19 protein-coding genes are annotated in these 18,453 nt (G+C 63.3%); 10 read left to right on the plus strand and 9 right to left on the minus strand.

Going from position 1 to position 18,453, the window contains the following annotated elements:
• Positions 1–226: 226 nt before the first annotated feature.
• From nirB to mgtE, 5 genes are all read left to right on the plus strand, one after another.
• Entirely contained in the window at positions 227–2,773 is a 2,547-nt protein-coding gene (nirB, locus tag MRK42_RS20740) for a nitrite reductase large subunit NirB (protein ID WP_354688635.1), read from the plus strand.
• A gap of 100 nt (positions 2,774–2,873) precedes the next feature.
• A complete protein-coding gene (gene nirD, locus MRK42_RS20745; RefSeq protein WP_042070672.1) occupies positions 2,874–3,191 on the plus strand; it encodes a nitrite reductase small subunit NirD in 318 nt (105 codons plus the stop codon).
• 57 nt (positions 3,192–3,248) lie between these two features.
• Positions 3,249–4,061: a nitrite transporter NirC gene (gene nirC / locus MRK42_RS20750; RefSeq protein ID WP_354688636.1), complete on the plus strand. Its 813-nt coding sequence runs from the start codon at positions 3,249–3,251 to the stop codon at positions 4,059–4,061.
• A gap of 12 nt (positions 4,062–4,073) precedes the next feature.
• The gene (gene cysG, locus MRK42_RS20755) at positions 4,074–5,480 is read left to right on the plus strand and encodes a siroheme synthase CysG (RefSeq protein WP_354688637.1); all 1,407 of its coding nucleotides are present in this window, start codon (positions 4,074–4,076) and stop codon (positions 5,478–5,480) included.
• A 146-nt stretch (positions 5,481–5,626) separates the two neighbouring features.
• On the plus strand, positions 5,627–7,051 hold the full coding sequence (mgtE, locus tag MRK42_RS20760) for a magnesium transporter (RefSeq protein WP_201942400.1): 1,425 nt from the start codon (positions 5,627–5,629) through the stop codon (positions 7,049–7,051).
• A 60-nt stretch (positions 7,052–7,111) separates the two neighbouring features.
• Here mgtE and MRK42_RS20765 read toward each other — a convergent pair whose 3' ends face one another.
• Positions 7,112–7,408, minus strand: a complete 297-nt coding sequence (locus MRK42_RS20765; protein ID WP_042027240.1) for a hypothetical protein — start codon at positions 7,406–7,408, stop codon at positions 7,112–7,114.
• Positions 7,409–7,494: 86 nt separating this feature from the next.
• Here MRK42_RS20765 and MRK42_RS20770 point away from each other — a divergent pair, with 86 nt between their 5' ends.
• Complete coding sequence (locus MRK42_RS20770; RefSeq protein WP_268856164.1) at positions 7,495–7,626, plus strand: hypothetical protein; 132 nt, start codon at positions 7,495–7,497, stop codon at positions 7,624–7,626.
• Positions 7,627–7,769: 143 nt separating this feature from the next.
• Here MRK42_RS20770 and lexA read toward each other — a convergent pair whose 3' ends face one another.
• Entirely contained in the window at positions 7,770–8,393 is a 624-nt protein-coding gene (lexA, locus tag MRK42_RS20775; RefSeq protein WP_042027239.1) for a transcriptional repressor LexA, read from the minus strand.
• Between the two features lie 205 nt (positions 8,394–8,598).
• Here lexA and plsB point away from each other — a divergent pair, with 205 nt between their 5' ends.
• The gene (gene plsB, locus MRK42_RS20780; protein ID WP_354688638.1) at positions 8,599–11,022 is read left to right on the plus strand and encodes a glycerol-3-phosphate 1-O-acyltransferase PlsB; all 2,424 of its coding nucleotides are present in this window, start codon (positions 8,599–8,601) and stop codon (positions 11,020–11,022) included.
• 58 nt (positions 11,023–11,080) lie between these two features.
• Here plsB and ubiA read toward each other — a convergent pair whose 3' ends face one another.
• Positions 11,081–11,950: a 4-hydroxybenzoate octaprenyltransferase gene (gene ubiA, locus MRK42_RS20785; RefSeq protein ID WP_354688639.1), complete on the minus strand. Its 870-nt coding sequence runs from the start codon at positions 11,948–11,950 to the stop codon at positions 11,081–11,083.
• The gene (locus tag MRK42_RS20790; RefSeq protein ID WP_354688640.1) at positions 11,947–12,483 is read right to left on the minus strand and encodes a chorismate lyase; all 537 of its coding nucleotides are present in this window, start codon (positions 12,481–12,483) and stop codon (positions 11,947–11,949) included. Before MRK42_RS20790 ends, ubiA begins: the two co-directional genes overlap by 4 nt.
• Before the next feature lie 145 nt (positions 12,484–12,628).
• Here MRK42_RS20790 and MRK42_RS20795 point away from each other — a divergent pair, with 145 nt between their 5' ends.
• Both MRK42_RS20795 and MRK42_RS20800 read left to right on the plus strand, forming a co-directional pair.
• Entirely contained in the window at positions 12,629–13,060 is a 432-nt protein-coding gene (locus tag MRK42_RS20795; RefSeq protein WP_042027233.1) for a flagellar basal body-associated FliL family protein, read from the plus strand.
• A 112-nt stretch (positions 13,061–13,172) separates the two neighbouring features.
• On the plus strand, positions 13,173–13,340 hold the full coding sequence (locus MRK42_RS20800; RefSeq protein WP_124238653.1) for a hypothetical protein: 168 nt from the start codon (positions 13,173–13,175) through the stop codon (positions 13,338–13,340).
• Between the two features lie 19 nt (positions 13,341–13,359).
• On the opposite strand, the gene MRK42_RS20805 is transcribed toward MRK42_RS20800, so the two are convergent.
• The 5 genes from MRK42_RS20805 to waaF all read right to left on the minus strand — a co-directional run bounded on the left by MRK42_RS20805 (position 13,360) and on the right by waaF (position 17,381).
• Positions 13,360–13,692 carry a DUF2799 domain-containing protein gene (locus MRK42_RS20805; RefSeq protein WP_026458168.1) on the minus strand — a complete coding sequence of 111 codons (333 nt, stop codon included), beginning with the start codon at positions 13,690–13,692 and terminating at the stop codon, positions 13,360–13,362.
• A gap of 137 nt (positions 13,693–13,829) precedes the next feature.
• Positions 13,830–13,952: a hypothetical protein gene (locus tag MRK42_RS20810; protein ID WP_354688641.1), complete on the minus strand. Its 123-nt coding sequence runs from the start codon at positions 13,950–13,952 to the stop codon at positions 13,830–13,832.
• A gap of 74 nt (positions 13,953–14,026) precedes the next feature.
• Entirely contained in the window at positions 14,027–15,007 is a 981-nt protein-coding gene (locus MRK42_RS20815) for an MDR family oxidoreductase (protein WP_354688642.1), read from the minus strand.
• Positions 15,008–15,079: 72 nt separating this feature from the next.
• The gene (gene waaA / locus MRK42_RS20820) at positions 15,080–16,345 is read right to left on the minus strand and encodes a lipid IV(A) 3-deoxy-D-manno-octulosonic acid transferase (protein ID WP_354688643.1); all 1,266 of its coding nucleotides are present in this window, start codon (positions 16,343–16,345) and stop codon (positions 15,080–15,082) included.
• A 1-nt stretch (position 16,346) separates the two neighbouring features.
• The gene (waaF, locus tag MRK42_RS20825; protein WP_042070653.1) at positions 16,347–17,381 is read right to left on the minus strand and encodes a lipopolysaccharide heptosyltransferase II; all 1,035 of its coding nucleotides are present in this window, start codon (positions 17,379–17,381) and stop codon (positions 16,347–16,349) included.
• 240 nt (positions 17,382–17,621) lie between these two features.
• Between waaF and MRK42_RS20830 the strand changes: the two genes are divergently transcribed.
• Positions 17,622–18,398 carry a glycosyltransferase family 2 protein gene (locus MRK42_RS20830; RefSeq protein WP_026457506.1) on the plus strand — a complete coding sequence of 259 codons (777 nt, stop codon included), beginning with the start codon at positions 17,622–17,624 and terminating at the stop codon, positions 18,396–18,398.
• Positions 18,399–18,453 lie beyond the last annotated feature (55 nt).

Here is an 18,453-nt window from a genome sequence, read left to right on the forward strand (position 1 = left end):
ATCTTTTTCGTCAGATAGATATTCCCAACAAGCCCCTTTCAGGTTGTGCCGAAGCATGGTCTGAATACTCCATCCATATACCTATTTATGTATATGATTGAATTTTCTCCAATTACCCCTGACGAGATATATAAATGGACACTTGATTTGCATCAATTGTCCGCTCCCTCCGACTGGGTAGCCTAACCTCAGAATGTCGTTTTATTACTCCAAGCTAGAGGCAATTATGAGCAAAGTCAGACTGGTCGTTGTCGGCAACGGCATGGTGGGGCACCGCTTCATCGAAGAGCTGATCGAACGGGCCGACCCGGGCCGGTACGAGATCACCGTCTTCGGTGCAGAACCCCGTCCCGCCTACGATCGCGTCCATCTCTCCTCCTACTTTTCCCACCACACCAGCGAAGATCTCTCCCTCGTCAAACCCGGTTTCTACGACAAGCACGGCATCCGCCTGCTGCTCGGCGAAGCGGTGAAAAAAATCGACAAAACGGCCCGCGAAGTGCACTCCAACAAGGGCACTGTGGTCGGTTACGACAAACTGGTACTGGCCACCGGCTCCTACCCCTGGGTGCCGCCCATTCAGGGCAGCCAGCACCACGAGTGCTTCGTCTACCGCACCATCGAGGATCTGAAAGCCATTCGCAGCGCCGCCAAGAGCGGCAAGAGCGGGGTGGTGATCGGGGGCGGCCTGCTTGGCCTCGAAGCCGCCGGTGCCCTCAAGGCATTGGGTCTCGAGACCCATGTGGTGGAGTTTGCCCCGGTACTGATGGCCGAACAGCTCGACGGTCAGGGCGGCCAGCTGCTGCGCCGCAAGATCGAATCCATGGGCGTGCAGGTGCACACCAGCAAGAGCACCAGCGAGATCCTGATGCATGGCGGTGAGCAGGCGAAACACCGCCTCGCCTTTGCCGACGGCAGCCAGCTGGAAGTGGACGTGGTGGTCTTCTCTACCGGCATCCGCCCACAAGACACCCTCGGTCGCTACGGCGATCTGGCCATCGCCGAGCGCGGTGGTATCGTCATCGACGATCACTGCCTCACCTCCGACCCCGACATCTATGCCATCGGCGAGTGTGCCGCCTGGCAGGGCCGCTTCTTCGGCCTGGTGGCGCCGGGCTACAAGATGGCCCAGATCACCGTCGACCATCTGCTTGGCGGCGACAGCCGCTTCGAAGGGGCGGACATGAGCGCCAAGCTCAAGCTGCTCGGCGTCTCCGTCGGCTCCATCGGCGATGCCCACGGCCGCACCCCGGGCAGCCACAGCTATGTGTTCCAGGACGACCAGGCCGGCGTCTACAAGAAGATAGTGGTGAGCGAGGACAACAGCCGATTGCTCGGCGCCGTGCTGGTAGGTGACGTGGAGGATTACGGCAACCTGCTGCAGATGATGCTCAACGCCCTGCCGCTGCCGAGCCATCCGGACACCCTGATCCTGCCCGCCTACGCCGGTGCCAAGCCGACCCTGGGGGTGGATGCCCTGCCGGAAAGCGCCCAGATCTGCTCCTGCTTCGACGTCACCAAGGGGGACATCGCCCAGGCCGTCGCCGAGGGTCACACCACACTCGCCGCCATCAAGCAGCACACCAAGGCCGGTACTGGCTGCGGCGGCTGCGTGCCCCTCATCAGCCAGGTGCTCAACGCCGAGCTGGTGAAGCAGGGCATCGAGGTCAACAACCACCTCTGCGCCCACTTCCCCCACTCCCGCCAGGAGCTGTTCCACCTGGTCAAGGTGGAGGGGATCAAGAGCTTCGACGAGCTGCTGGCCAAACACGGTCAGGGCCATGGCTGCGAGGTGTGCAAACCGACGGTCGGCTCCATCCTCGCCTCCTGCTGGAACGAGTACGTGCTGAGCCCGCTCAACACACCTCTGCAGGACACCAACGACATCTTCCTCGGCAACATGCAAAAGGACGGCACCTACTCCGTCATCCCGCGCATGGCCGGTGGCGAGGTGACCCCGGAGGGGCTGCTGGCGGTGGCCGAAGTGGCCCGCGACTACAAGCTCTACACCAAGATCACCGGCGCCCAGCGCATCGGCCTGTTCGGGGCCCAGAAGGATGATCTGCCCGCCATCTGGCGCAAGCTGCTGGCGGCCGGCTTCGAGACCGGTCAGGCCTACGCCAAGGCGCTGCGCATGGCCAAGACCTGTGTCGGCAGCACCTGGTGCCGCTTCGGCGTGCAGGACAGCGTCGGCCTCGGGGTCTTCCTCGAGAACCGCTACAAGGGCATTCGCACCCCCCACAAGATGAAGTTCGGCGTCTCCGGCTGCACCCGTGAATGTGCGGAAGCCCAGGGCAAGGACGTCGGCATCATCGCCACTGACGCGGGCTGGAATCTCTACGTGGGCGGCAACGGCGGCATGAAGCCGCGTCACGCCGACCTGCTGGCATCGGACCTCGATCGCGAGACCCTGATCAAGCTGATCGATCGCTTTATGATGTTCTACGTCACCAGCGCCGACAAACTGCAGCGCACCTCGGTCTGGCTCGGCAACCTGGAAGGGGGCATCGACTACCTGCGCGAGGTGATCGTCGACGACAAGCTGGGGCTGGCCGAGACCCTGGAGCGCGATATCCAGCGCCTCATCGACAGCTACGAGTGCGAATGGTCGCGCACCCTCAATGAAGAGCAGGCGTTGCGGCGCTTCAGCCACTTCATCAACAGCGACAAGCGCGATCCGGACGTTCAGTTCGTTGCCGAGCGTGACCAGCACCGACCGGCCACCCCGGCCGAGCGCATCCCCGTCTACCAGATCGAGATGGAGACCAAATGATGAAACTTGCCTGTCAACTCAACGACATCCTGCCGGGCTGCATGGACGTTTGCGCCCTGCTCGATAGCCAGTCCATCCAACTCGAGGTGGAGATTAAGCGATGAAACTTGCCTGCCAACTCAACGACATCCTGCCGGGCACCGGCGTCTGCGCACTTATTGAAGGTCGCCAGATCGCCCTGTTCCGCCCAAGTGCTGCGGCCGAGGTGTTCGCCATCGACAACCGGGATCCCTTCTTCGCCGCCAACGTGCTGTCGCGGGGCCTTATCTGTGAACACGACGACGAGCTCTGGGTGGCCAGCCCGCTCAAGAAGCAGCGCTTTCGCCTGAGCGATGGCCACTGTTTCGACAACCCGGCGATGTCGGTACAGAGCTATCCCGTCGAAGTGCGCGACCAGCAGGTCTGGGTCGCCGTCTAAACCCGATTTCACTCTCTTTCGGGCTGCCTGAGGGCAGCCCTTTCAAGGACTCAAAAGATGTACACGGAAACGATCAACAAGTGCGCCGCCAACGCGGCCCGCATCAACCGCTTCGAGCGCAGCGACAAACTCGGCTTCTGGCTCAGCTCCGCCATGGCGGGGGCCTATGTGGGCCTCGGCATCATCCTGATCTTCACCCTCGGCAATCTGGTGGATCCCGCTATCCGGCCGCTGGTGATGGGGGCCACCTTCGGCATCGCCCTGACCCTGGTGATCATCGCCGGCTCCGAGCTCTACACCGGTCACACCATGTTCCTCACCTTCGGGGTGAAGACGGGCAAGATCACCATGGGTGACCTGCTGCGCATCCTGCCCCAGACCTGGGCCGGCAACCTGCTCGGTTCCGTGGTCGTGGCGCTGATCTACTCCTACGGCGGCAGCCTGCTGCCGGATGCGGGCAGCCTGGCCCACAAGGTGGCGCTGGCCAAGACCCAGGCACCGGCCCTGACCCTGTTCATGAAAGGGATCCTCTGCAACTGGCTGGTCTGCCTCGCCATCTGGATGGCGCTGCGCACCGAAGGGGCTGCCCGCTTCATCGCCATCTGGTGGTGCCTGCTGGCCTTTATCGCCTCCGGCTACGAGCACTCCATCGCCAACATGACTCTGTTCGCCCTCTCCTGGTTCGGCGCCCACTCCGAGGCCTATACCCTGGGCGGCATCGGCCACAACCTGCTGTGGGTAACCCTGGGCAACACCGTCTCCGGCGCCCTCTTCATGGGTCTGGGCTACTGGTATGCCACCCCCAAGGCTGAGCGCCCGGTCACGATGACCGACGCTGCCACTAACTCCAGCCAGACCCAAACCGCCTGATCAGGAGGCCCCATGGACTACTTGCCCATCTTTTGCCGACTCGACAACAAACCTGTGCTGCTGGTCGGCGGCGGCGAGGTAGCGGAGCGCAAGGCGCGCCTGCTGCTGGATGCCGGTGCCCACCTCACGGTCGTGGCCCCCGAGCTCGACCCCGAGCTGGCGGAACTGGCTGCCAACGGGAGCATCGAGTGGCTGGCCGGTGAATTCGCACCGGAACAACTGGCGGGCAAGTGGCTGGTGGTGGCCGCCACCGATCGGCGCGAGGTGAATGCCCTGGTCTACCAGAGCGCGAACCAGGCCGGGATCTTTGCCAACGTGGTGGATGATCCCAAGCGCTCCAGCTTCATCATGCCGTCCATCATCGACCGCTCGCCGCTGATGGTTGCCATCTCCTCCGGCGGCAAGGCGCCGGTGCTGGCCCGCTTGCTGCGGGAGAAGCTCGAAGCCATGCTGCCCCAGCACCTGGGGGCCGTGGCGGCCTTTGCCGGCAGCCTGCGGGATCGGGTCAAGGCGCGTTTCGCCAGCATGGGGGAGCGACGCCGCTTCTGGGAGCGGCTGCTCGGGGCCGATCGCCTCGGGCAGGCGCTGGCACGCGGCGATGGCGCCTGCGCCAATCAGCTGGCCGATACCCTGTTTGCCGAGGAGAGCAAGGCTCACGGCGAGGTGGTGCTGGTCGGTGCCGGCCCCGGCGATCCGGGTCTGCTCACCCTGCACGCCCTGCGTCAGATGCAGCAGGCGGACGTGGTGGTCTATGACCGCCTGGTCTCCGACGAGGTGATGGCGCTGGTGCGCCGCGACGCCAAACGCATCTTCGTCGGCAAGCAGGCGGGCAACCACTGCGTACCCCAGGAGGGGATCAACCAGCTCTTGCTGGAGGAGGCGAAGAAGGGACAGCGGGTGGTGCGGCTGAAGGGGGGCGACCCCTTCATCTTCGGCCGTGGCGGCGAGGAGCTGGAGACGCTCGTTGGTACTGGCATTGGCTTTCAGGTGGTGCCGGGGATCACAGCGGCCAGCGGCTGTGCCGCCTACGCCGGCATTCCGCTGACCCACCGGGATCACGCCCAGAGCGTGCGCTTCGTCACCGCCCACGGCAAGGGGGGCGCCCAGGATCTCGACTGGCCGTTGCTGGCAAAAGACAAGCAGACACTGGTGTTCTACATGGGGCTCTCGAGCTGCGCCACCATCCGCGAACAGCTGCTGACCCATGGCAAGGGGGGCGACACCCCGGTGGCGCTCATCGAGCGCGGCACCCAGCCAAGCCAGCGGGTCATTCGCGGCACCCTGGAGCAGTTGCCCGAGCTGGCGGTGGGCGTCGAGAGCCCGGCCCTTATCATGGTGGGCTCCGTGGTAACACTGGCCGAACAACTTGCCTGGTTTGGACAAGACCAACAAGCCCTCTCCCGCCAGGCCCTCGCCTGAACGGTCTTGGCATGTGAGTCATGAGGCCACCGCAAGGTGGCCTCATTTTTATCCAGCCATCACTAAATCCCGGTCATAACCTGTTGTTTTAAGTCTGGTATCCTATGGGCATTCGGCCTATCGGCCACCAGCTCAGGAATTTTTTCATGTCTCTGCCCCTCAAAAACAGCGCCAAGCAGCGCGCGGAAGACAGATCCCGCATTCTCACCCTGCTGCTGGGCGACGATGCCCTCACCGACAGCCTGATCGACCCCCAGCTTGAACAGGATGCGGGTCAACGCGACCAGACCAGCCAGCTGAGCGGGCTGGTCAACGGCCTGCCCGCCGCCGACATCGCCGATGCCCTCGAATCCCTGCCTCCCGATGAACGCCACGCCCTCTGGCATCTGGTGAGCGAAGACAAACGCGGCCAGGTGCTGGTCGAGGCATCGGAGACGGTGTGGGAGAGCCTCATCAGCGGCATGAGCGACCGCGAGCTGCTGCATGCCCTGCGCTCCCTCGACATCGACGATCAGATCTATCTGGGCCAGTACCTGCCGCGCAACCTGATGGGACGCCTGCTCACCTCCATGGCCCCCGCCGATCGGGATCGAGTACGCGAAGTGATCCGCTACGGCAAGCACACGGTCGGCGCCATGATGGACTTCGAGCTCATCACGGTACGCCCCGACGTGAGCCTCGCTACGGTGCAGCGCTTCTTGCGGCTGCGGGGCAAGATCCCCGCCAACACCGACAAGCTGTTTGTCATCGATCGGCGAAACCACCTGCTCGGCGAACTGGCCCTCACCACTGTGCTGCTGCACAAACCCGCCACCCTGGTGAGCGAGGTGATGGAACAGGATCCCATCACCTTTGATCCCGAAGACAACGACGAGGCGGCGGCCCGTACCTTCGAGCGGGATGACCTGCTTTCTGCCGCCGTGGTGGATGCCAAGGGCAAGCTGATGGGCCGCCTCACCGTCGAGGAGATCGTGGATGTGGTCTATGAGGAGAGCGACACCGATCTGCGCCGCATGGGGGGGATCAGCGAGGAGGAGGATGTGTTCGCACCGGTCGCCAAGGCGGTGAAGACCCGCTGGGCCTGGCTCGCACTCAACCTCTGCACCGCCTTCGTGGCGTCACGGGTGATCGGCCTGTTCGAGCACACCATCTCGCAACTGGTGGCGCTGGCGGCCCTGATGCCCATCGTCGCCGGGATCGGCGGCAACACAGGCAACCAGACCATCACCATGATAGTGCGGGCGCTGGCGCTGCAACACATTCAGGCGGGCAACCTCTCCTTCCTGCTGTTGCGGGAGCTGGGGGTGGCCTTCATCAACGGTCTGGTGTGGGGCGGCATCATGGGAGTCGTCACCTTCCTGCTCTATCAGGATGCGGCGCTGGGCGCCGTGATGACCCTAGCCATGGTGCTGAACCTGCTGGTGGCGGCGCTGATGGGGGTTATCATCCCCATGACCATGAGCCGGCTGGGTCGCGATCCGGCGGTGGGGGCCAGCGTGATGATCACCGCCATCACCGACACCGGCGGCTTCTTCATCTTTCTGGGGCTGGCCACCCTGTTCCTGCTGTAAACAAGAAGGGAGCCGGCGGCTCCCTTCTTTGTCATGCTCGACTTCTGCGACAGGCGCAGCTCAGGGTCTGGCGTTGCGCCCCTGCTGCCACCCCTTGCCGAGGGCACGACCGATGGGCACCACCGGGGCCAGCCGGACGCTGTCGACAGCCTGGGCACCATGACCCCGCTTGAACAACAGCACCAGGCGCACCACTTTCTCCTTCGGGCAGCCGAGCCAGAGCGCCCAGTGCGGCCCCTTGTGATGAAGCCAGAGTCCGTAAAACCAGGTCATCCGGTTTCCCTTGATAAAACGGGTGATGGAGGATTCAGGCGCCGGTACGCAGCGCTTCGAATCCCATGGCGTGTTCGATGCCATATGCCACTCCTCCTTGACTGACAGGTCACTCAGGTACGTCGACTCATCCCCTGGCAACGTCCTGCCTTGCTTCGAGTGAGATCAGGATGACCCTGGCCTATGTGCCGGCCGGCCCTGCGACACTCCCCTTCTATCCCGTGAAGGTCTGCTTGCGGTTGTCATTGTGCGGCGCTCGCCCCGTGGGGCGGAGCAGCCAGACCCTGGCGGTCTGGCCCTGATCTGAGCATATATCCGAAACGGGCGGTTTGCGGGCTGGCGCGGGGGACAAAAAGGGCGAGGTTCAGGATCTGCTTGAATTGGCAGGAAAGAGGCGCAGAAACGACACGGCCTCCCGAAGGAGGCCGTGTGGCGAGAGAAGAGATTACATCCAGTCAGCGTTGCGGATAACCCCGACCGCCAGCCCCTCGATGGTAAGATGCTGGCTGGCGAGATCCACTTCGATGGGGGAGAGCTCTTCGTTCTCCGGCAGCAGCCACACCTGACTGCCCTTGCGCTGGAAGCGTTTGACGGTGACATCCTCGTCAAGCCGCGCCACCACCACCTGGCCGTTGCGCACCTCCTGGGTCTTGTGCACCGCCAGCAGGTCGCCATCCAGGATGCCGATGTTCTTCATGCTCATCCCCTGCACCCGCAGCAGGAAGTCAGCGCGCGGGTGGAACAGGGCAGGATCCACCTGATAATGGCTCTCGATATGCTCCTGGGCCAGGATGGGTTCACCGGCAGCCACCTTGCCGATCAGCGGCAGGCCGCTCTCTTCCAGAGCCTCTTCCTCTTCGAGCAGCAGACGGATGCCGCGGGACGTGCCCGGCATGATCTCGATGACCCCTTTTTTGGCCAGGGCCTTCAGATGTTCTTCGGCCGCATTGGCCGACTTGAAACCAAGCTTCTGGGCAATCTCGGCACGAGTCGGCGGCATGCCGGTCTCGTTCATGTTCACCTTGATCAGCTCCAGCACTTCGGCCTGGCGGGGGGTAAGGGGTTTCATAGAATTGGCACCTGTCTTTTTATACAGCACACTGGCAGTATATACAGTGCAGTGGCCAAGGCAAGGCGCAGCTGACATTTGTCGCGCCCAACCGGCAATTTCACCCTGTTTTGATCCCGCACGACTGAACTCATCGTACCTCTCGGCGACAAGGGGCCGGTGATTTGCTATGCTCACGCCGCATTTTTTTGGAGAGCAGACGCACATGTCCCCAGGACAGAAGATTTCCAGAGCCATCTTGCAATGGCCGGTCAGCGGCTTGGTCAATCACAAAAGCCTGCCGGAAAATCCCATCACAGAACTCAAGCTGGATCCGGCCAGACCCATCGTCTACGCCCTGAAAACCAGCTCGATCACCGACCTGATGACCCTGCAGCAATGCTGCGAGGATCTCGGTCTGCCCGGCCCCTTCACGCCGCTGGAACTGAACGGCCAGCTGCTGCCGCGCTATGTCTGTCTGGATCGTCCGCCTCCCCTCTTCGGCAAGCGCAGCAAGCCGCTCCCCTTCCTGCATGAGTTCCACCAGCTGCTGGATCTGCACAAGCAGGATCCGGCGCTGGATATCCAGGTGGTGCCCGTCACCCTGTTCTGGGGCCGCGCCCCGGGCCGGGAAGGGGAAGAGGCCTCCGGCCTCAACATCATCAGCAGCCTGGCGCCGAACCGGCTGAAGAAGGCGCTCATCGTGATCCTCAAGGGTCGCGAAAACCTGGTACGCTTCTCCCCGCCGCTCTCCCTGCGCTACATGGCAGACAAACACGGTACCGACGAGGCCATCGCCCACAAGCTGGCGCGGGTAGCCCGTACCCACTTCAGCCGCCAGCAGCTGGCGGCCACCGGACCGAAACTGCCGAACCGCAACCTGCTGTTCAAACAACTGCTGGATTCGAGCGTGATCCAGCAGGCCATCGCCGAAGAGGCAGAGCGGGAGAACATCAGCCTGGAGAAGGCGCAGAAACGCGCCCACGGCTACATGGACGAGATCGCCTCCGACTTCTCCTACCGGCTGATCCGCCTCGGCGAGAGCTTCCTTGGCTGGCTGTGGAACAAGCTCTATCGTGGCCTCTCGGTCAACGGCGCCGAAAAGGTGCGCCAGCTGGCTCAGGAAGGGCACGAGATCGTCTATGTGCCCTGCCATCGCAGCCACATGGACTACCTGCTGCTCTCCTATGTCATCTATCACCAAGGGATGGTGCCGCCCCATATCGCGGCGGGCATCAACCTCAACTTCTGGCCGGCGGGCCCCATTTTCCGCCACGGCGGTGCCTTCTTCATCCGCCGCACCTTCAAGGGCAACCCGCTCTACAGCACGGTATTTCGCGAGTACCTGAACCTGCTGTTCGCCAAGGGCTACTCGGTGGAGTTCTTCACCGAGGGGGGGCGTTCGCGCACCGGCCGCCTGCTGCCGCCCAAGACCGGCATGCTGGCGATGACCCTGCAGGCCATGATGCGCGGGCTTGACCGCCCGGTCACCCTGGTGCCCGTCTACCTCGGCTACGAGCACGTGATGGAGGTGAACACCTACCACAACGAGCTCAAGGGCAGCCGCAAGGAGAAGGAGAGCTTCCTGCAGGTACTCGGCATCCTGCGCAAGCTGCGCAACTACGGCCGCGGCTTCGTCAACTTCGGCGAGCCGCTCACCCTCAACAGCTACCTGAGCGAGCATATTCCGGACTGGAAGGATCACATCGGGGAAGAGGAACGCCCGGAGTGGATGGCCGGCACGGTCAATACCCTGGCCGATCTGCTGATGACCCGCATCAACGGCGCCGCCGCTGTCAACGGCCTGACCCTGAGCGCCCTGGCGCTGCTGGCCGCCGAGCGCCACGCCCTGACCCGTGACGAGTTGCAGGCCCAGCTCAACACCTATCTGGATCTGCTCAAAGCGGTGCCCTACAGCGCCCAGAGCACCATCCCGGACGAGGATGCCGGCACCCTGCTGGATCAGGCACTGGAACTCAACAAGTTCGAGGTGAGCGAGGACAAGCTGGGCCAGATCATCAGCCTGGATCGCTACCAGGCGATCCTGCTGACCTACTACCGCAACAATATCCTCCACCTGTTTGCCATGCCCTCTCTGGTGGCGGCGCTGATCGACCGCTGCGAGGGGATCAGCCGCGGCGAGATCATCGCCCGCTGCGTCGACATCTATCCGCTGCTCAAGACCGAGCTGTTCCTGCGTTACGAAGAGGAAGAGCTGCCGGAGCTTATCGATGCCCTGCTGGCCGAGCTGCAGCGTCAGCAGCTGATCGAGGCACGTGACGGTGGCTACTGGGTCAACCCGGGCAACCAGATGCGCCTGTTGCTGCTGGCCGAAAGCATCCAGGAGACCCTGCAGCGCTACGCCATCGTGCTGACCCGGGTGCTGGCCCAACCCTACATAGAGGCAGAGCAGCTGGAGGCAGACGGCCTGATGATGGCGGAGCGCCTCGGCACCCTGCACGGCATCAACGCCCCCGAGTTCTTCGACCAGAAGCTGTTCAGCACCCTGATCCACACCCTGCGCAAGGAGGGTTACCTCTCCGCCGAGAGCAAGCCGGATCTGGGACGCTTCCAGGCGCTGGCGGACAACATAGTGCCGCTCCTGAGCACCAAGATCCGCCGCACCATCCGGGCCGGCAACCAGCGCTGATCCTCACTACAAATGAAGAAGGCCGCATCATGCGGCCTTCTTTTTGTTCGGGGAATGGTCACCCCAGCAGGTAGTCGAGCACCAGCCCGGCGAACACCAGAGCCCCCACATAGTTGTTGTTGAGGAACGCCTGGAAGCAAGCCTCCCGCTGCCGTTCGCGAATGAGCCGCTGCTGATAGACAAACAGCACGGCGGCCACCAGCAATCCCCAGTAGTAACTGCTGCCCAGCGCCATCAGCTGGCCGACCATCAGCAGGATCAACAGGGTAGCCAGCTGCAGCACGCCGATGATCCGCTTGTCGTGACGGCCAAACAGGATGGCGCTCGACTTGAGCCCCAGCTTGAGGTCATCATCCCTGTCCACCATGGCGTACTGGGTATCGTAGGCCACGGTCCACAGCAGGTTGGCGATAAACACCAGCCAGGCCACGGCCGGCAGTGCGTTGGCCTGCGCCGCATAGGCCATGGGGATCGACCAGGAGAAAGCCATGCCGAGCACCAGCTGGGGGATCGGAATGAACCGCTTCATGAAGGGATAGCTTACCGCCAGCAGCAGGCCGACGAACGACATGGCGATGGTGAGGGAGTTGAGGGTCAGTACCAGGCCAAACGAGATCAGGGCAAGCACGAAGAAGAGCGCCAGTGCCTCGCGGGGATCCACCTTGCCGGTCGGCAGGGGACGCCCCGAGGTGCGTTTGACGTGACCGTCGAAGTTGCGATCCGCATAGTCGTTGATGACGCAGCCGGCCGAGCGCATCAGAAACACGCCGACCACAAACACCGTCAGCACCCAGAGGTTTGGCAGGCCGTCGGCCGCCAGCCAGAGTGCCCACAGGGTCGGCCACAGCAGCAACAGGGTGCCGATGGGCTTGTCGATGCGGGCCAACTGCAGATATGCCAGACCCCGCTCCTTGGTTAACAGATTCACTCCAGCTCCTTGTCACAGACGAGAGAGGGCAGAAACAGCTCGTGAACCAGCAATGGCCACTGCCCCAGAAACAGACGGGAACGACGTCCCCAGACGATGGCGGCGGAGCAACGGGGATTGTCGGCAATGGCAAAACGGGCCAGCTGCAGATGATCACGTCGCACCGGCTCATTGCCAAACACCCGCTCCCCCAGGGGTTGCTCCCCCAGTTCGGCCAGCCCACTGCCCTGCAGCGCCGCGTCGGCCAGCAGGGTCCAGCCCAGCACGGCCGGACCCAGATCGCCGTGGAGGATCACCTCCCGGCAGATCCCGGCAGGGGATACGGCATCCACCAGCCACTGCTCATCGGTGGCCAGCGAGACGGGGCGATTGCCCAGCCATTCGACCGAGAAGTGCCGATTGTGTTGGCGCAGACGCCGGGTCATGGAGCCGGGCTCCAGCAGCCAGGGACGCAGGCTGGCCGGCAATTCGCAACTGTCGGGGGCCAACCACCCGGTTAACGGCGTGAGGGGAACAGTCAACTCGGACTTCACAGCTTCACCATCCAGAGATTTCCGTGTTCAGGTTAAAATCCGGTTTATTATCCGTAAATCAATAGCGAAATGTAAGAACATCCGTGCTTGACGCCCCCTTTGGCAGCATCAAAAATGGTGTATCTTCCGCCGATGAGCCATCTATATGAAGATCTTCAAAATTTTGCTGGTGTTGTTGCTGAGCGTGGGCGCCCTGCAAGTACGGGCTGCCGATGAGGAACCCGCCGCCGAAGGGGCCGAGGGAGCCGCCAAACCCGGATTTGCCTACCATGCGCTCGATCCGGATATCATCACCAACTACCTGAGCAACGGCAAAACCCTCGGCTACGTCAGGGTCACGGTGGAGCTGATGGCCGAAAACGATGCCGACCTCAAGCTGCTGGAGCAGCATGACCCCCTGATCCGCGACGCCATCATTCGCCTGATGGGCAGCAAGAGCGCCGATCAGATCAAGTCTCTGGTCAGCCGCGAGGAACTGCGCAAAGAGTGCGAGACCAAGGTCAACGAGTTGTTGCTCAAGGAAACCGGCAAGAAAGCCGTCCGCGAGCTGATCTTCACCAAGTTCCTCTATCAGTAATCTCCCACGGATCAGACGCTTATTGGCATTCAGGCCAATAAGCGTCTGGCGCCTGTTTATTCGAAATGAAAATTGATTACAATACGCTCGTCGAGTCGTAGAGGTAGTCGTTATGGGCAGCAAGACCCTGTGTGAGTGGCGTCGCCACGAAATCCCCGCGGATCTCAAGGCGCTGCGCAAAATCGTGCGCAAACCCAAATTCGTCTGCGGCAAGTGTGCCCGCAGCGCCAACGACAAGAGTTATCTGTGCCAGCCGCTGCGGTTGAAAAAAGAGGAGTAGGGCAAAACCCGACGAGGCCCTATTGATCGGTCCAGCCCTGGCGCCCCTGTTCGAACAGCCTGCGCGCCTGCATGTCGTTGGGGCAGACGCCGCGGTACTCCTCCCCGGAGCGCCCGGCCAGATAGAGATGCTCCGGGCGGCAATACCAGGCCAACCCTTTCTGATGCCCCTGCTGCCACAGCTCGCCATCCACCTTGTCGCCACACTGGGCACGATGGAACTCGATCCGCTCGGTGGTGAAGCCCAGCTTGCCGTCAGCCTCCCCCACCTCGCTCCACACCTTTTCGCAGGGATCATCGTTGGAGACACAGCCCCCCAGCAGGGCGGCAACCAGTATGACGGTGAGTCGCATAATCATCCTTGAGTGTCGTTTGAGCAGTTCATTCTAGCCAGAGCCTTGCCCCTCACCAAGCCTTCGTCCCCATTCCTGTGAGCCGCACAAAAAAATCAGGCGGGCTCAATGCCCGCCTGTTCGTGTCATGTCGTGGTTCACTGGTCATCGAAAGTGTCGTCATCCTGCCAGCTTTCGTCTTCCCATTGCTCCAACTCGTCTTCCCAGGATTCCGGCTCCCATTCATCATCGAGATCGTAATCCGGCTTGTGTCCACCCATGCTCATTCTCCTTGGATAGTGCACCCGCACTCAAAGTCTATCCAGAAAAATGGGGCTCGCCAGTCAGGGAAAGATCAAAGCTTGACCAAGGTGCGACCCGCGACCCGGCCTTGCGTGATGGCCTCGGCGGCCTCAACCACCTGCTCCAGCCCTATCTCGGTTACCGCCTGTTCGAAGAAGCTGGCGGGCAGATCCTGAGCCAGGCGCTGCCACGCCTGTTGACGGCGCGCCAGTGGGCACATCACGGAATCCACCCCCTGCAGACGCACGTTGCGCAGGATGAAGGGCATGACGGTGGTGGGCAGATCGAAGCCCCCCGCCAGACCGCAGACCGCCACGGCGCCGCCATAGTTCATCTGGGCCAGCAGCTTGGCCAGCACCTGGCTGCCGACGGTATCGACTGCCCCGGCCCACAGCTGCTTCTCCAGCGGCTTGGCGGGCTCCAGCAGTTCGCTGCGCGGCACGATGCGGCTGGCCCCCAGGGCAGTCAGCATCTCACCCTGCTCCTCGGGTCGACCGGTCAGGGCCGCTACCTTGTAGCCTTTTGCCGCCAGCAGCGCGACCGCTGTGGACCCCACCCCGCCAGCGGCGCCGGTCACCAGGACCTCGCCGCTCTGTGGGGTGAGCCCCGCCTCCTCCAGCGCCAGCACGCAGAGCATGGCGGTGAGACCGGCGGTCCCGATGCACATGGCCTGACGGGCATCCAGTCCGGCCGGCAGCGGCACCAGCCAGTCCGCCTTGACTCGCGCCTGCTCGGCCATGCCGCCCCAATGTCCTTCACCCACGCCCCAACCGGTCAGCACCACCTGATCACCGGGCTGATAGCGGCTGTCGGCCGATTCGAGCACGGTACCGGCGAAGTCGATGCCCGGCACCAGCGGCCACTGGCGGACAATCTTGCCCTTGCCAGTGATGGCCAGCCCGTCCTTGTAGTTGATGGAGCTGTAGCTCACCGCTACCCGTACTTCGCCTTCCGGCAACTGGCTCTCGGCCAGCCGGGTGAGGGTCGGAACCGTCTTGCCGTCTTGGTTTTCCAGTAACAGGGCCTTGAACATGAGTCTCTCCTCGAGATGAAGCATCAAATCAGCACAGCAGCGCATATCTGCCACGGCGCTCCGTAAATCGTCCTACTGGCTTTCGAGATCAGCCAGACAGCGGGAAAGGGTGCGGGCCAGGGCCCCCTGATTGCGCAGCACCACGGCGCGGGCATGCTCTCCCATCTCGCGACGCCGGCTCTCGTCGGCCAGCAGCGCACTCACCCTCTCCCCCAACTCGGCCGCATCGGCCACCACGGCGGCGCCACCCTGTGCCACCAGCTGGCGGGTGATGTCGCTGAAGTTGAAGTAGACGGGGCCGGTCAGGCAGGGTTTGCCGAGCGCCGCCGGCTCCAGCAGGTTGTGGCCCCCCACCTTCACCAGACTGCCGCCGACGAAGGCCAGATCGGCCGCCGCCAGCATCAGCGGCAGCTCGCCCATGGTATCGCCCAGATAAATCTTGTCGGTTGCGGTGACCGGGGCGGCGCTGGTGCGGCGCACACAACCATAAGATGCGCACAACTCGGCCACCCGATCGAAGCGCTCAGGATGGCGCGGAACCAGGATAAGCAAGGCATCGGGGTGACTGGTCAGCACCTGGTCGAAGGCGGCCAGCACCTGCTCGTCCTCTCCCTGATGGGTGCTGGCGGCGATCCAGACTGGCCGCTCCGCGCCCAGCTGCTGGCGCAGGGCGCGGCCTCTGGCCTGCACCTCGTCACCAAACTGGATATCAAACTTGATGGAGCCGGTCACCGCCAGTCGATCGCGTTCGATGCCGAGCCGGGCGAAGCGATCGGCGTCGTCCTGATGCTGGCAGAGCAAGCGGGTCAACGGCCGGCTGAGGGCATCAAAGGCCCCCTGAAAGCGGGCATAGCGCTGGCAGGAACGCTCCGAGAGGCGGGCGTTGATGATGGTCACCGGCAGGTGGCGCGCCTCGCAGGCCGCCAGCCAGTTTGGCCACAGCTCGGTCTCCATCACCCAGAGCGCGCGCGGCTTGAAGGTGTCGAGAAAGGCCGCCACCGCCCAGGGGTAATCGAGGGGCGCATAGCGGTGTACCACCAGGTCGCCGAGCTTGGCTGCCTGTTCGGCGCCAGTACGGGTGGTGGTGGTGAGCAGGATCGGCAGATCGGGCCGCTCCGCTTTCAGGGCGCGAATGAGCGGCGTGATGGCCAACGTCTCCCCCACGCTCACCGCATGGATCCAGAACGGCGCCTCCTGGCCGGTGGCGGGCAGCCGACCCAGATGCTCGGCCCAGCGCTTGCCAAAGCCGGGCTTGCCTTTCTTCGGCTTGTAGAGCGCCAGCAGCGCCAGGGGCAATCCCAGATGGATCAGCAGGTTGTAGAGCAGGCGATAGGGCATCTTACTCGCTCTGCTCCAATTTGTTGCACGCCTCGATCACCTGCTCCGGCGGCAAATCGATCAGGCATTTGAGATGGCCGAACTTGCAGGTGCGCTTGAAGCAGGGGCGGCATTCGATGTCGGTGTGAACGATCTCGACCCGATCCGCCAGCGGCGGGGTATAGAGCGGCGAAGTGGAGCCATAGACTCCCACCAGCGGCCGGTTGAGGGCGGCGGCGATGTGCATCAGGCCGGAGTCGTTGGAGATAACCCGACCGGCCAGCGCCATCAGGTCGATCGCCTCGTGCAGGCTGGTCTTGCCCGCCAGCACGTGGCAGTTGGGGCGAGTCAGCATGTTGACCCGATCCCGGATGGTGTTGGCCACCGCCACGTCCTTGTTCGAGCCGAAGATCCACACCTGCCAGCCCTCGTCCAGATGCTGCTGGGCCACCACGGCGTAGTGCCCTTCCGGCCAGCGCTTGGCCGGGCCGAACTCGGCGCCGGGGCAGAGCACCAGCACGGGGCGACGCCGATCCAGCCCGAGCCGCGCCAGCGCCTTGTCCTGATTGACCAGGTCGACGTGAAGCGCGGGATGGGGAATGGCCGGAATATCGGCCCGGCTCTTCATCTGCGCCTTGGGATAAGCCAGCGCCAGATAGCCCTCCACCATCAGCGGGAAGGCGGACTTGTTGCTGCGCAGATCATTGAGCAGGCCGAAACGCTGCTCCCCCTTCCAGCCAGTTCGCACCGGAATGCCGGCGAACCAGGGGATGAGAGCAGACTTCATGGAGTTGGGCTGGACGATGGCCTGATCGTACTTTTCGGCCGCCAGCTGTTTGCCGAGGCGGCGGCGGGCCAGCAACTTGAAGTCGCCGTGACCGAGCGGCATGGTGATCGCCTTGTCCACCTCGGGCATCCGCTCCAGCAGGGCGCAGCACCAGGCGGGCGCCATCACGTGGAGCTCGCACTCCGGGTGGTTGGCCTTGATCGCCTTGTAGAGGCTCTGGGACATCACCATGTCGCCGACCCATGAGGGGCCGATCACCAATATTTTCATCACGCGTCTTCTCTCGGGGCTGGCCCGGCTGTTGATCATCACTGGCCGAGATTATGCCCCAAGAATGGTCGGAGAAATAACAGAAGATCCCGGTGGCCCCGCTGAACGGCTCAAAACGAGCGCCACTCAGCACCACCTCGGGCCGGATGCCCGACCATGCCCCGCCCGTCGTTTTAGGCTAGAATGGGCGCCAATTTGAGCATGGCCCGCCAGCCGGGCAGCAACCGTGAGCCCTCATCAGTGAAAAAACCGACTCTGGCCGCCGTTCTGATCGTCAAGAATGAAGCCGACAACCTGCGCAAGTGTCTCGCCTCCCTCGACGGGCTGGTGGACGAGATCGTCATCATGGATTCCGGCAGCCAGGACGACACTCCGGCCATCGCCGCCGAATTCGGCGCCCGCTTCTTCGTCAACAAGGTGTGGCCGGGATTTGGCAAGCAGCGCCGGTTGGCCCAGTCGCACGTGCAATCCGAATGGGTGCTCTGGCTGGATGCGGACGAGCGACTCACCCCCGAGCTGAAAGAGGCCATCGCCGCCGTCATGGCCAACCCGGCCAGCGACACCATCTACTCGATCCCGCGCCTCTCCTGGGTGTTTGGCCGCTTCATCCGCCACAGCGGCTGGTATCCGGATCGGGTGCTGCGCCTCTATCCCAAGGCCCTCACCGGCTACAACGAGGCACTGGTGCACGAGAAGGTGGAGGTACGCGCCAACATGAAGATCGTCAACCTCCATGGCGACCTGCTCCACTTCACCTATCGGGATCTGGAGCACTATCTGGTCAAATCCGCCGGTTACGCCCGGGCCTGGGCCGATCAGCGCACCGCCCGCGGCAAGAAGGGCTCCCTCAGCCAGGGGCTGGTGCATGCGCTGGGCTGCTTCATCAAGATGTATCTGCTCAAGGCGGGCTTCCTCGATGGCAAGCAGGGGCTGCTGCTGGCCATCCTCTCCGCCCACTCCACCTTCGTCAAATACGCCGACCTCTGGGTGCGCCAGCAACCCGGACAGCCGGAGTAACAGGCATTCCGGCACTCGCCACCGGATACGAAACAGGGCCCCGAGGGGCCCTGTT

The organism is Aeromonas sp. 19NY04SH05-1, assembly GCF_040581895.1.
Lineage (GTDB): Bacteria > Pseudomonadota > Gammaproteobacteria > Enterobacterales > Aeromonadaceae > Aeromonas > Aeromonas enteropelogenes.